At 71.3% G+C, this 14,104-nt stretch carries 11 protein-coding genes; 9 read left to right on the top strand and 2 right to left on the bottom strand.

Features of this window, described 5'->3' with window-relative positions:
* The 4 genes from IE312_RS43325 to IE312_RS35555 form a co-directional block, all read left to right on the top strand.
* Positions 1–3,576 (top strand): non-ribosomal peptide synthetase (locus IE312_RS43325; RefSeq protein WP_229900838.1); only part of this gene is annotated, 3,576 nt, incomplete at its 5' end.
* Between the two features lie 129 nt (positions 3,577–3,705).
* Positions 3,706–4,764: a guanitoxin biosynthesis L-enduracididine beta-hydroxylase GntD gene (gene gntD / locus IE312_RS35565; RefSeq protein WP_189986465.1), complete on the top strand. Its 1,059-nt coding sequence runs from the start codon at positions 3,706–3,708 to the stop codon at positions 4,762–4,764.
* 69 nt (positions 4,765–4,833) lie between these two features.
* Positions 4,834–5,604: an SDR family NAD(P)-dependent oxidoreductase gene (locus tag IE312_RS35560; RefSeq protein WP_189986456.1), complete on the top strand. Its 771-nt coding sequence runs from the start codon at positions 4,834–4,836 to the stop codon at positions 5,602–5,604.
* Between the two features lie 9 nt (positions 5,605–5,613).
* On the top strand, positions 5,614–6,840 hold the full coding sequence (locus tag IE312_RS35555; protein WP_189986454.1) for a cytochrome P450: 1,227 nt from the start codon (positions 5,614–5,616) through the stop codon (positions 6,838–6,840).
* 77 nt (positions 6,841–6,917) lie between these two features.
* Here the strand turns inward: IE312_RS35555 and IE312_RS35550 are convergent, their stop codons facing one another.
* A complete protein-coding gene (locus IE312_RS35550; protein WP_189986452.1) occupies positions 6,918–8,636 on the bottom strand; it encodes an acyl-CoA dehydrogenase family protein in 1,719 nt (572 codons plus the stop codon).
* 271 nt (positions 8,637–8,907) lie between these two features.
* Here IE312_RS35550 and IE312_RS35545 point away from each other — a divergent pair, with 271 nt between their 5' ends.
* Positions 8,908–9,858, top strand: coding sequence for a ferritin-like domain-containing protein (locus IE312_RS35545; RefSeq protein WP_229900837.1), 951 nt, complete (start codon positions 8,908–8,910; stop codon positions 9,856–9,858).
* Positions 9,859–9,890: 32 nt separating this feature from the next.
* On the top strand, positions 9,891–11,177 hold the full coding sequence (locus IE312_RS35540; RefSeq protein WP_189986448.1) for a beta-ketoacyl-[acyl-carrier-protein] synthase family protein: 1,287 nt from the start codon (positions 9,891–9,893) through the stop codon (positions 11,175–11,177).
* A 141-nt stretch (positions 11,178–11,318) separates the two neighbouring features.
* Here the strand turns inward: IE312_RS35540 and IE312_RS35535 are convergent, their stop codons facing one another.
* On the bottom strand, positions 11,319–11,663 hold the full coding sequence (locus IE312_RS35535; RefSeq protein ID WP_189986446.1) for an acyl carrier protein: 345 nt from the start codon (positions 11,661–11,663) through the stop codon (positions 11,319–11,321).
* A gap of 156 nt (positions 11,664–11,819) precedes the next feature.
* On the opposite strand from IE312_RS35535, the gene IE312_RS35530 reads away from it, so the two are divergent.
* The 3 genes from IE312_RS35530 to IE312_RS35520 all read left to right on the top strand — a co-directional run.
* On the top strand, positions 11,820–12,617 hold the full coding sequence (locus IE312_RS35530; protein WP_229900836.1) for a thioesterase II family protein: 798 nt from the start codon (positions 11,820–11,822) through the stop codon (positions 12,615–12,617).
* 4 nt (positions 12,618–12,621) lie between these two features.
* Entirely contained in the window at positions 12,622–13,191 is a 570-nt protein-coding gene (locus tag IE312_RS35525; RefSeq protein WP_189986442.1) for a hypothetical protein, read from the top strand.
* Positions 13,192–13,514: 323 nt separating this feature from the next.
* Positions 13,515–14,104, top strand: a 590-nt coding sequence (locus tag IE312_RS35520; RefSeq protein WP_189986440.1) for a helix-turn-helix domain-containing protein, incomplete at its 3' end; no start/stop codon positions are given.

Genomic DNA, 14,104 nt, shown 5'->3' with positions numbered 1-14,104 from the left:
CCGGTCACCGTCAACGGCAAGGTCGACAAGCGTGCCCTGCCCGCCCCGCGTTTCGGCACCGACGGATCCGCCGGGCCGCGCGACGCCGCCGAGGAGCAGCTGTGCGAGCTGTTCGCCGAGGTGCTCGGCCTGGACGCGGTCGGGGTGCACGACAACTTCTTCCAGCTGGGCGGGGACTCGCTGCTGGCCATGCGACTGTCCGCGTTGGCGCGGCGGGCCGGTCTCGTGGTCAGTCCCCGTGACGTGTTCGCCCACGCCACGGTGGCCGCGCTGGCCGAGGCCGGTGGCAGCCGGTCCGCCGCGCCCGCCGAACCGGTGCCGGACGGGCCGCTGCTCGAACTGACCGACGGGGACGTGACGGAGCTGAGGGCGGCCCACCCGGACGCCGCCGACGTATGGCCGCTGACGCCGCTGCAGGCGGGCATGAGTTTCCACGCCCTTCTCGCGCCCGACGGTGTCGACCCGTACATCACCCAGCAGGTTCTGGAGCTGACCGGGGAACTCTCCGCCTCCGTGCTGCGGTCGGCGTTCGACGCGTTGCTGGCCCGGCACGCGAACCTTCGGGCGCGGTTCGTGCGCCTGGCCTCCGGGCGGGCCGTACAGGTGATCGCCGAGCAGGCGCAGACGCCCTGGCGCGAGTGCTCCCTCGCCGGCCTGGACCCGGAGCGGCAGCAGGCCCGGGTCGAGGAGCTGCTGGCCGAGGAGCACGACCGGCCCTTCGCCGCGGCGGACGCCCCGCTGCTGCGGGTGCTGCTGGTCCGGCTGGCCGAGCAACGCCATCTGCTGGTGGTGACAGATCATCACCTGCTGCTGGACGGCTGGTCGATGCCGTTGCTGTACGGCGAGCTGTTCGACGCCTACGCGCACGGCGGCTCGGCGGACGGCCTGCCGCCCGCGGTGCCGTTCCGCACGTTCCTGGCCTGGCTGACCGGCCAGGACCGGGTGGCGGCCGAACAGGCCTGGGCCAAGGCGCTCGACGGGCTGGCCGAACCCACGTTGGTCGCGCCGTACGCCGACCTGTCCGTGTCCGTCGCCCAGGGCACCGTCGCCCGGACCCTGGACGCGGCGGCCACGGACCGCGTCGGTGCGGCCGCCCGGGCCGCCGGTATCACGGTGAACGCCCTGTTCAACGGCGCGTGGGCCATCGCCCTCGAACGGCTGACGGGACGCGGCGACGTGGTGTTCGGCACGTCGGTGTCCGGGCGGGCGAGCGGACTGCCGGGGGTCGAGCGTGCCATCGGGCTGCTGATGAACACGGTGCCGTACCGAGCGGTGCTCGACCCGGCCGAGCCGCTGTCCGCGGCACTGGCCCGACTGCAGGGCGAGCAGTCCGAGCTGATCCCCCACCACCACCTCGGCCTGCCGGAAATCCAGCGGGCCACCGGTCTCGGGGACCTGTTCGACACCATCGTGGGCTTCGAGGACGCAGGCCGGCTCCACGAGGACGTGCAGCGCCGCGTTCCGGGACTGCAGGTCGCGCTGCGGGACGCAGCGGCGCCGGGCACCGCGCACTATCCGCTGCGGCTGCTGGTCCGTCCCGGCAACACGCTGAACGTCACGCTGCACTACCGCACCGACCTGTACACCGAGGCGGCGGCAGCGGACCTTCTGGCGTCGGTGCTGCGGGTCGCCGAGACGCTCACGGTGAACCCGGAACTCCCCGTCGGTCGCCTCGACCTGCTCAGTGCCCCGACCCGCCGCACCGTCCTGGACACATGGGCCTCGACCGCCCCGGCCCTGCCGCCCCGCACCATTCCCGAGATGTTCGCGGAGCGGGTCGCCGAACACCCCGAAGCGCCCGCCGTCCGCACCGGCAGCGAGGAGCTGGACTACGCCACCCTCGACGCCCGTGCCAACCGGCTGGCCCGGGTGCTGCTGGGCCTGGGCGCGGGCCCGGAGCAGATCGTCGCCGTGCTGCTGCCCCGCTCCGCCCGCCTGGTGACGACCATCCTGGCGATCTGGAAGAGCGGCGCGGTGCACATGCCGGTCGACACCGGCTATCCGGCCGAGCGGATCGCGTTCATGCTCTCCGACGCCCGGCCGCACCTGATCCTGGCCGAGCCCGGGGATCTGGAGAAGATCCCCGAGGACCTGCGCGACCGGGTGGTGACCACCGACCGGCTGGTCGTACCGGCGCACACCGCCGCCGGTGACGTGACCGATGCCGAACGGCCCAGGCCGTTGTCGCCGCGGTGCGGCGCGTACGTCATCTACACCTCCGGCTCCACCGGCCGCCCCAAGGGGGTGCTCGTCACGCACGGCGGGCTGGCCTCGTTCTTGGCCACCCAGCGGCGGCACCTGGACCTCGGACCGCACCGGCGTGTGCTGTGGTTCGCCTCGCCCAGCTTCGACGGCGCGATGGGCGAGCTGAACACGGCCCTGCTGAGCGGCTCCTGCGTGGTCGTCGGCACCTTCGAGGAGATGCTGCCCGGCCGGCCGCTGGCCGACTGGGTGGCGCGTACCGGCGTGCACTGCATGACCCTGCCGCCGTCGTCGCTGGCGGCCATGCCGGACGGCAGCCTGCCCCCGGACGTCACCGTGGTCACCGGCGGTGAGGTGCTGCCGCCCGAACTGGTCGCCCGCTGGGCTCCGGGCCGCCGCATGCTGAACATCTACGGCCCCACCGAAACGACGATCATCGCTACGGTGGACGGCCCGCTGTCCGCGCAGTCCGCCCCGTCGATCGGGCGGCCGGTGGTCGGCGCCCGCATCCGGGTCCTCGACCACTGCCTGCGCCCGCTTCCCGCCGGGGTCCCTGGGGAGGTGTACATCTCCGGTGCCGGCCTGGCCCGCGGCTATCTGCACCGGCCCGGCCTCACGGCGAGCCGCTACGTCGCCGACCCGTTCGGGGAGCCGGGTGCGCGGATGTACCGCACCGGTGACATCGCGCAGTGGCTGGACGACGGCCGCCTCGACTATGTGCGGCGCGCGGACGACCAGGTGAAGCTGCGTGGCTTCCGCATCGAGCCCGGCGAGATCGAGGCCGTACTGACCGCGGATCCGAGCGTGCGCCACGCCATCGTGCTGCTGCGCGAGGACTCCCCCGGAGCGCGTCGGCTGATCGCCTACGTGGTCGCCGCGGGGCTCTCGGGCGTCGATCCGGCGGCGCTGCGCGAGCGGGTCGCGGCAAGGCTGCCGGAGTACATGGTGCCCGCGGCGGTGGTCGCGATCGACGAGGTGCCCACCACCGCGCACGGCAAGCTGGACCGCGACGCGCTGCAGGCACCCGATTTCGCGCCCTCCGAGGGCAGCCGCACCCCGCGCACCCCGCTCGAGGAGCTGCTGTGCCGGCTGTTCGCCGACGTCCTGCAGCTCGAAGAGGTCGGGATCGACGACGGCTTCTTCGAACTCGGCGGTGACTCGATCACCTCGATCAAGCTGGTGACCGCCGCCCGTGAGGCCGGCCTCGACATCTCCCCGCGGGATGTGTTCACGCACAAGACCGTCGCCGAACTGGCCGCCGTGGCCACCGAGGCGGCACCCGCGGACGAGGACGCGGACGCGGACGCGGTTCATATCTCCCTCGACGAAGCCGAACTGGACGAGCTGATCGGCCGGTTCACCGAGGGTTCCTGACCGGGCGGAGGACCACGCCGGGACCCTGCTCGGCGCTCCGTTCGTGACACCACCCGTCGCCTGCCCACAGGAGGCACAGGACCACCGCCCACCCCGACCGCAAGGTCCCGAGCAGCGTCAAGGAACGTCATGACCCTTGCATCACCGTCCACCGCCAAAGCCTCCGGACCGGTCGGGGACCAGCCGGTGGTGTACACCCTCGGCCCGCAGGAGGCCGAAGAACTCGCCGACGCGGCCCGCTGGGCCGCCGAGAGCTGCGGCAACCCGCTGGAGGAGGAGTTCTACGAGCAGGCCTGGCGCCAGGTCGAGCTGTTGCCCGAGGGGCTGCGCGCCTTCCTCCAGGAGTTCCGCCACCGGGAACCGGCCACCGCCTGCCTGGTGCACGGCCTTCCCGTCGACGACGCGGAGATAGGTCCCACCCCGGACCACTGGCGCGACGCCATCGCGGACAAGTCCGCCCGGGGACAGGAGGCCATGCTGGCCCTGTGCGGGCTGGCGCTGGGCGACCCGTTCGGCTGGGCCACCCTCCAGGAGGGCAGCATCGTGCAGAACGTGCTGCCCATCCGCGGCGAGGAGGACCGGCAGAGCGGCTACGGCAGCGAAGCACTGCTGGAGTTCCACACCGAGGACGGTTTCCATCCGCACCGCTGCGATTACCTGATGCTGCTCGGCCTGCGCAACCCGGACGCGGTGCCGACCATCGTCGCCTCGGTGCGGGATGTGCGGCTGGACGAGCGGGACCGGGCGATCCTGTCCCAGGAGCGCTACCACATCCTGCCCGACACCGAGCACATCCGGCAGCTGGCCACCGACGATCCCGATCACCCGGCGCTCGGCAAACTGCGCCGCATGGAGAGCGCCCCGGCCCCGGTCGGCGTCCTGTTCGGCGACACCCTGGCGCCGTACATGCGTATCGACCGTCCGTTCATGCGGTGTGTCGGTGACGACCCGGAGGCCACCGCCGCCCTGGACCGGCTCATGGCGGAACTGACCCGGGTGCAGCAGGAGATCGTCGTCGGCCCCGGCAGCCTGCTCATCGTCGACAACTACCGAGCCGCGCACGGCCGTCGCGCCTTCACCGCTCGCTTCGACGGCACCGACCGCTGGCTGAAGAAGCTCACCGTCAGCCGCAACCTGCGCCGCGGCCTCGCCGGCTACCGCAGCGGCCTGCGCCGCGTCATCGTCTGACCCCGCACCAGGCGCCCGTGTCCGCCCCGGAGGCGCTCCGGGGCGGACCCCCTTCGAAAGGTTGAACCCTTGCGCACCGTTGTCATCTCCGGCGCCTCCAGCGGCATCGGACGCGCCACCGCGGAACGATTCGCCGCGTCCGGTGACCACGTGGTGAACCTGGACATCAGCGAGCCCGACGGCTCACCCGGCACCGGCCGGCCCGGCACCGTGACTCATCTGAAGGTCGACGTCGCGGACTGGGAAGCGGTCGGTGAGGCGGTCCGCGCCGTGCAGGCCGACCGCGGACGGCTCGACGTGGTCATCGCCAACGCCGGCATCAGCACGCGCTGCGGCGTGCTGGAACTGACCGAGGCCGACGTACGGCGCACCGTCGACGTCAACCTGCTCGGCGTCCTCGCCCTGTGGCGGCACGCGGCCCCGTACATGCTGGAGCAGGGTCACGGGGTGCTGCTGGCCACCGCATCCGTCAACGGCTCCCGCGGCTACCCGCTCTACGCCCCCTACAACGCGACCAAGGCCGCCGTCGCCTCGCTGTGCCAGACCTTCGCCATGGAGCTCAGCCCGTTGGTGCGGACCGCGTGCGTCACCCCGGGCGCGGTGCTGACACCGATGCAGCGGCGTGAGTACACCGACGAGATGCTCGACGAGGTCAACGAGCGCATCCCGGCGCGCCGTCACGCCGACCCGGAGGAGATCGCCGGGCTCTTCCACTTCCTCGCCTCCGACCAGGCGTCCTTCGTCACCGGCCAGGAATTCGTGGTCGACGGTGGCGAGACGGCCGGCGCCACGACCGCGTTCTTCCCCGGCCCGACCGCGCCCCGGCGCCGCGACATCTGAAAGGCCCCCATGGACCACCGTCCTGTGTACGACCCGAGCGACCTGGACGCCCTCGACCTGGCCGACCCGGTGCTGCACGCCACCCGGGACCTCACCGAGGTCTGGCGGTATCTGCGCACCGAGGAGCCGGTGTACCGGCACCGTGCCACCGAGCGCGGCGAGGGATTCTGGGTGATCACCCGCCGGGACGACATCGCCACCCTCTACCGGGACAACGTCTCGTTCACCTCCGCGCACGGCAACATGCTGGACACCCTGCTGAGCGGCAGCGACTCGGCGGTCGGCCGGATGCTCACGGTCACCGACGGCCCGGACCACACGGCGCTGCGCACCATGATCACCAAGCCGTTCACGCCCCGCGCGCTCGGCCCGGTCCTGGACAGCGTGCGGCACGGCACCCACCGGCTCGTCGCAGAGGCGACCGAGCACCCGGTGTGCGACTTCGGCGCGGACGTGGCGGCGCACATCCCGCTCGCGGCCATCTGCGATCTGCTGGGCGTCCCGGAGGCCGACCGCCGCAGACTGATCCCGATGACCTCCGGCGCCCTCGCCGCGGTGGACGGGCCGCCCACCCAGGAGAGCACCTGGCTCGCCCGCAACGACCTGCTGCTGTTCATCTCCGAACTGGTCGCGGCGCGGGACCGGGCGCACGGCGACGATGTCGTCAGCCTGCTGATCGAGGAGACCGCCGGGGACCGCAGGCTCACCCCTGAAGAGGTCATCTTCAACATCTACAGCATCATCATCGGCGGTCTGGAGACGACCCGGCTCGCCATGCTCGGCGGGGTGCACGCCTTCGCCCACCACCCGCAGCTGTGGAAGGCTCTGAGGGCCGGTGACATCCGCATCGACACCGCGGTCGAGGAGATCCTGCGCTGGACCACGCCCACCCTGCACAGCGGCCGGCGGGCCACCGCCGATCTGCTGCTGCACGGCCGGCTGATCGAGGCCGGGGACATGGTGACGCTGTGGAACGCCTCCGCCAACCGGGACGAGGCGGCCTTCGACGAACCCGATCGGTTCCTGCCGGACCGCGACCCCAACAAGCATCTGACCTTCGCCCACGGACCTCACTACTGCCTGGGCTCGCACCTGGCGAAGGGGGAGATCGCGGCGATGCTGGAGGCGCTCAGGGACCTGGTGGCGGAGATCCGGCCGGCCGGTACGCCGCGCCGGGTGTACTCCAACTTCCTCAGCGGCTACGCGACGATGCCGGTCACCCTGGTGCCCGCCTGACCCCGACCGGACGGGTGACATGAGGGGGGCCGGCCGTGTTCCACACGGCCGGCCCCCCTCATGTCACCTCTCAGGCGTCACTCCAGCACGGCGTCGAGCGAGTAGTAGCGGCCCTCGGCACGGCAGCGCTCCATGACGGCCTCGAACCGAGGCAGATAGCGCTCCTCCTCGTCCAGCAGCACAGCGGGGTCGAGCCGCTGCAGCAACCGCCGCAGCACCAGGACCAGCCACCCGGCGTCCGGTTCGGCTCCCTGGTTGTGCAGCCAGACCTGCACGCACGAGGCAGCCGCATGATGCACGCAGTGCTCGGCCGCGGCCCGCGAGCCGACGACCGAGCCGGCGTCGATGCCGCGCTCGGCCACCGTGCCGTACAACGCGGAGCGCCGCCGGTCCAGCGCGGCGGTCACCTCCGCGAGGTCCGCGGCCTGTTGAGGCGTGCACCGGGACGCCGCTTGCCCGGCGAGTTCGGTGAGCGCTCCGCGCCAGGACCGGACGATCTCGTCCGATCCACCGGTCGTCAGCACGAGTCCGTCACCGTCCGGCACCCACACGGGGGCATCCCGGGAGAGGTCGAACAGATCGCTCAGCACCTGTTCGGATCCGGGGGACGGACGGTCATGCACCTCGGCCAGCGCGGTCAACTGGGTGGCGATGAGGTGGAGGTTGACGTGCGTGGTGCCTTCGAAGATCGTGGTGATGGCATGGTCCCGGCGGATCTTCTGGAAGGCACCGGAGGCGACCAACTCCCGTAGATAGCCCCGGGCGCCGAGCACCTTGGCCACGTGCTCGAGTACCTCCTCCCCGATCACCGGCACGAGGTACTTCACGACCGACGACCACAAGGCCATGCGAGCCGGTACGACACTGAGCGCCCTCGCCACCGGGATCGCGGTGCACTCGGCCGCCAGCAGGTCCAGGTGTGCGCCCACGAGGTGTTCGCGCACCACCGGGATGTGCAGGATCGGACGGCCGTACAGCCGGCGCTCGTGCACGTAGTCGAGCCCGATGCGCAGGGCCGCGTCCATGGTGCCCAGGGACATCCCGCCGATGGCGGTCCGGGTGATCTGCAGACAGCGGACCATGTCGAGGTGGCCGCGGCCGGGCCGTCCGATCACGGCGTCGGCGGGCACGCGCGCGCCGTGCAGGGCGATGCCGCTCAGGTCGTGGCCGCGCAGCCCGACCGTGCGCACCCTGGGCCTGGGCGTCCAGGAGCCGGGCGGCAGGTCCTCCTTGTCCGCCAGCAGCAGCATGGGGCCGCGCGGGCCACGGGCCAGTACGGTGACGAAGCGTCCCTGGGTGGCGTTGCCCACCGGCCATTTCTCGCCGTCCAGGACGTACGTGTCGCCGTCCCGGCGGGCGGTGGTGGCGGTGGCCGCCACATCGCTGCCGGCAGCCGCCTCGGAGACGCCGAAGCACACCGCGTCACCGGCCAGTACGCCCTCGGCGACGAGCTTGCGCTGCTCAGGGGTGCCCCACAGCCACAGCGGCTGGGCGCCCAGTGCGCTGGAGCCGAACTTCACCGCCACCGTCAGGTTGCGGCGCGCCACCGAGCGGATCAGTGCCTGCGCCGACTCCAGGTTGAGCAAGGTGCCGCCCACGGACTGCGGCACGAGGCAGTTGGTCAGCCCCCAGGCACGCAGGGTCTCGACGGCTCCCGGCGGAATCGCGTCACGCTCCTCGTGGGCGACGATCTCGGCGAACGAGAACGGGCCGGACGAGTCGAGCGGATCCCCCAGCAGCTCTTCCAGCTCGGCGATCAGCCTTCTGGTGGGGCGGGGGACGGAATTCGGCTCCATTCAGCCACTCCTGTACAGGGATTTCGGGATGCGTCGCCACGACGGCCCGGACCAGTGTCGCGGTCCGCCCGCCACGCCCCCAGGCATGCGGCAGGCAACTCGTCATGCCCCCAAGTTGCCGAGACAGTGCCTAGGCTTCACGGTTCGCGGTGGTCGAGAGTGGGCGAAGCGACATGGCGGGAAAACGAAGGGATCACCGCGAATGACTACCGAGGCCCCTGGGGAACAGGACTCCACGCTTTTCACCCTGGAGAAAACCACAGCGAGTCTCATGGAGGTCGATGCGGCGTTCCGGGCCAATCTGAACTGGAACTACGGTGAACGCAAGAACCGTATCTGGTCACTTTACGAGAAGAACAAGAACGCCCAGTGGAATGCTGCCACGGACATCGACTGGACTCCTAAAGTCCGGTTCGGCGAACCGCTGAACGACGCCGAGAGCGCCGGCCTCGCGTCCTTCGTCGTCGGCGAAGGCAGCCCGGTGCCGAAGGAACTGCTCAACCAGTTCCGCTGGGAGTACCTGGCCTGGATGATCAGCCAGTTCCTGCACGGCGAGCAGGGCGCCCTGGTGACGACCGCGCGGCTGGTGGAGACCGTGCCCGACATGGAGGCGAAGATCTACGCCGCCTCGCAGGTGGCCGACGAGGCACGGCACGTGGAGGCGTACGCCAAGTACATCGACGAGAAGCTGGGCACGTCCTACCCCATCAACCCCGGCCTGAAGGCCCTGCTGCGCGACCTGCTGCAGGAGTCGGAATGGGACATCGTCTACCTCGGCATGCAGGTCATCGTCGAGGGACTGGCGCTGGCGGCCACCCGGCTGGCCAGCACCGGTTTCGGCGATCCGATCATCACCTCCATCACACGGATGATCGCCCGGGACGAGGCGCGGCACATCGGCTTCGGCGTCGTCTCGCTCACCGGGATGTACGACGAGATGACCAGCGCCGAACAGTCCGTACGGGAAGACTTCCTGCTGGAGTCCGTCCATCTGATGTCCCGCCGCTTCCTGTTGCGGGAGGTCTGGGAGCGCATGGAGCTGGACGTCGAACGTGGCGTCACCTTCGCCATGAACGACCCGATGATGTTCGGCTACCGGCAACTGCTGTTCCAGCAGGTCATCCATCTGCTGCGGCAGCTCGGGCTGCTCAGCCCGAAGCTGCGTGAGCTGTTCCTCAGCGAGTCGCTGGCCAAGCCCGAGGCGTTCCGCGGCATGGCCTAGGCGCCCGTGGGTGAGTCGAACGGAGGAGGAGCATGTCCGCACCCCACGACGACGTCGTCATCACCGGGCTCGCCGCGACCTCGCCGCTGGGCGGCACCGCCCGCAGCACCTGGCAGGCGCTGCTGGCCCGCGCCTCGGCGGCGGTCCCGCTGACCGAGGCCTGGGCCGCGGACCTGCCGGTGCGCATCGCCGCCCCGGCCGCGGTGGAACCGGGGCCCCTGCTGGACCGCATCCAGGCCCGGCGCACCGACCGCGCGGCCCAGTTCGCGCTCGTGGCGCTGCGCGAGGCCTGGGCGGACGCGGGTTTCACCGGGACCGCGGGCGCACCGGGGGCGCCGGTGGCGGAGCGCGTCGCCGTGGTGGTCGGCAGCGGTATCGGCGGGCTCGGCACCCTGCTGCCCGCCCATGACCTGATCCGGGCCGGCGACACCCGCCGGGTCTCCCCGTACACCCTGCCGATGCTGATGACCAACGCGGCGGCGGCCCAGTGCGCGCTGGAGGTGAACGCGACCGCCGCGGCGCAGGCCCCCGCGACGGCTTGTGCCGCCGGCGCGGACGCCATCGCCACCGGTCTCGACCTGATCCGGGCCGGCCGCGCCGACGTCGTCGTCGCGGGCGGCACCGAAGCGGTGATCAACCCCATGGCCATCACCGCGTTCGCCGCGATGAAGGCGCTGTCCCGCAGCAACGACACCCCGGCCTGCGCGTCCCGTCCCTTCGACAAGAAACGCGACGGCTTCGTGCTCGGTGAAGGCGCGGCCCTGCTGGTGCTGGAGTCCGGACGGCACGCCCGTGCCCGGGGTGCCCGGGTCTACGCGGAGCTGGCCGGAGCGGGGAGGAGCACCGACGCCCATCACATGACCCGTCCGCATCCGAGCGGGACGGGAATGACCCATGCCATCGAGCGCGCCCTCACGGACGCCGGTCTCGCGGCCCGGGACATCGGGCACGTCAGTGCGCATGCCTCGGCCACGCCGGCGGGCGATGCCGCCGAGGCGAGGGCCATCCGCTCGGCGCTCGGCGGGCCGGGCCGGGCAGTGTCGGCGGTCAAGGCGTCGGCCGGACACCTCATCGGCGCCTCCGGGGCGCTCGCCGCGGTGACGACGGTTCTGGCTCTGCACCACCGCGTCGCGCCGTCGATCGTCAACCTCGAGGACCCGGACGACGCATGCGACCTGGACCTGGTGCGGGACGAACCCCGGCCGCTGCCGGCCGGGAGCCTGGCCGCCCTCTCCCACAGCGCGGGCTTCGGCGGCCACAACACCGTACTGGCCTTCCGCAACCACCGTCCCGCGCCGGGAGTCGTCGGCACCGGGTGATCCGCCCGGGCCGAGGCTTCGGTGCACGACAGGGCGGCGCCGGCCGCGCGGACGATCGGGGGAGTTCGTCCTGCGCGGCCGGCGCCTGTTCATGGGGCCGCCCCGGCCCTTCGCCGTGCCCGGGCAGCCGGGTGCCGGTGCTCAGCCGGCGAGCGGCCAGTCTCCGCCGTGCGGCGCGAGGGCCATCTGCACCTGCTCGGCCGTCGGCATGGTGCCCTCGCCGGCCTCCAGGTGCTTCTGGATGAGTTCGACGATGTCCTGGACCGTCTCCAGCCCCATGGTCTGCTCGTACGGCAGCGCGTCGAGCTCGAAGAGATCCTCGACGATGTAGCCCAACTCGGCCATCGCGAGGGAGTGGTACGCCAGGTCGCTGATGAACCTGGTGGTCGGTGTGATGTCCCTCTTGGCCGGGGCGAGACAGTGCACCAGCTTTCCGATCACGTCGGGAACGAGGGCGGCGTCGAGGGCGGTCGTGGTGTCAGTCATGCCAGGATCCTCGCCAGCCGGGCGGCTCCTCTCCAGGCAGGGGCTCCGGCAATGTCTCGGCAAGTAGCCGCGCCCAACGGAACTTGCCGTTCCGGCAGGCTTGTTGCCGCCCCATTTCCTGGGGAGGGCCTCGCAGCCCCACCTACGATGAAGGTCATGAACAGCGGCGCTTCGCCGACCCGGTCGGCCTCCTGGATCCTGGGCCGCGTCACCGTGACGCGGCCGCGCATCCGGCTCATCTGCATACCTCAGGCCGGCGCCGGGGCAGGCTCCTTCAGAGCCTGGCGGGACCGGCTGCCGTCCACGATCGAGCTCGCACCGGTGGAGCTGCCCGGCCGCGGCACCCGTGCCGATGACGCGCTGCCAAAGACGCTGGAGGAACTGGCCGAACACCTGTCGTCCGGGCTGGCGGGGGAACTGGACCTGCCGTACGTGCTTTTCGGTCACAGTCTGGGTGGTCTGCTGGCCCATCGGCTCACCACCCTGCTCGAGGAGCGCGGCGGACCCGTCCCGCTGGCCACGGTGGTCGCGGCGGCACGCGCCCCGCACCGGCCGTCCGGCGGGGTGATCCACACGGCCGGCGACGGCGAGCTGCTGCGCTGGCTCGCGCGCCATGACGCCCTGCCCCGGGAGATGTTCGAATACCCCGACTTCCTGCGCCAGGTGCTGTCCGTACTGCGCCGGGACCTCGCCCTGGCCGAGTCCTACGTCGCGGCGCCCCCGGTGCCGCTGCGCACACCGCTGCACGTTCTCGGCGGCGTCGAGGACCCGGTGGTACCGACGGCCGAGCTGCACCACTGGTCCGCCTGTGCCGCCGGCGAGTTCTCCCTGACCCTCCTGCCGGGCAGTCATGGCTTTCCCCAGCGGGATCCCGCTTCCGTGCTGGACGCCCTCGGCAGGGCCTTGCCCGAGTACTTCCGGCCCGACGAGCACCCGACGACGAGCACAAGGTGATTCGATGACCTCCTCCGCAGGCCGGCTCCTGGCCGCACAGCACGCGCCGATGGACGACAAGGTGCTGATCCTGATCAACGTGGCCGTCATCCTCCTCATCTCGGCCATCGTGATCGTCTCGCAGTTTCACGTCCGGGAGGTCAGGGCGCAGACGTACCTGTGGTGCGCACTGCTCGGCGTGCGCGGTGTGCTGCCCCCCGGGCCGAGCGAGGCCACCGTGCCCGGCGTCACCTTCCTCGTCATCGGCCTGGCCTTCTCCCTCGGGTTCGGCTACTACCGGGGCCGCACGATCCCGATGTGGCGGGACGGGACGGGCCGGCTGCTGCGCAAGGGCAATCGCCTCACCCTGGTCCTGTGGCTGAGCAACCTGCTGGAGCGGTTCGTCGTCGGCGCGATCGCCGCCGTGTTCTTCGGCGAGCCGTTCAACGGCACCGCTGTCTGGCTCAGCGTCGGCGTGACCCTGGCCGCCCAGCAGTGGGCCATGCAGCGTCGCGCTCCCGGCATCACCGGGCAGGGCCCGCAGCCGACTCCGGGCAACCGTACGACTGCGGACCGTCACCCACAGGACCGCTGAGAAGTTGCCGGTCCTCCGGCAACGCCCTTACCGTCCCGGCAACCTTTCAATTCAATCGATGCCATGGCCACTGACCAGGACACGGACACACCGATGCAAGGTAAATTTTCCGCAAGAGCCCTTGGCCCGAAGCGGCTGCCTGTGGGTAGGGTCGACTTTATCCAGACGAGGAGCGGGGAACTCGACCGAGTCCCTTAGACTCCTACAACAGTGTCACCCGCGACCGACCAACCAAACCTCGCAGCACTCGATATGCCGAGCACTGCGCACCGGGCGGCACCTGATAATCATGAATCACTGCACGGGGGCAAGAGTTAATGGCCATGGACGGCAACCAGCTCGGTGCCATGCTTGCGGCTCGACGAAAATTAGTGGGCTGGAGCCAGGAAAAATTAGCAGAACGGTCGAACGTCAGCGTACGCACCATCAGGAACCTGGAAACGGGAGCCATCAGGAATCCGCGCCGCAGCTCGGTGGGACTCCTGCTGGAGGCTCTGCGGTCGGTGACGCCTGACAACGATTCCCCGGTCCCGCACGCGGCCCGTCCGGGCGTCTCGCCCACAGCCCTTCTGCCCGGCTTCGAACTGGATCTGCTGACCGACGCCGTGGAGGTTCCGCCCGACGCCAAGTGGGCCGGCATCCGGCCGAAGACGGACGCGACCATCGGCCGGCAGGCCGACGTGGCGCATGTGATGACCACCCTGCGCCGGGGCTGGCCGCTCGTCCTCACGGGGCCGGTCGGAGTGGGCAAGACGCGGCTGGCGCTGGAATGCGCCGCCCGGATGCTGCCCCGGTACCGGGACGGCGTGGCGGTGCTGGAGCTGGGCTCGCTCACTCCGGAGAGCGCCGACGCCCGCGCCGCCGCCGAGGTCCGCCGTCTCATCGACCAGGCCGTCCCGACGGGCGCCGGGTC

Origin of the sequence: Streptomyces capoamus, assembly GCF_014654935.1 — a bacterium.
Lineage (GTDB): Bacteria > Actinomycetota > Actinomycetes > Streptomycetales > Streptomycetaceae > Streptomyces > Streptomyces capoamus.
This window is presented reverse-complemented; position numbering and strand designations above follow the sequence as displayed.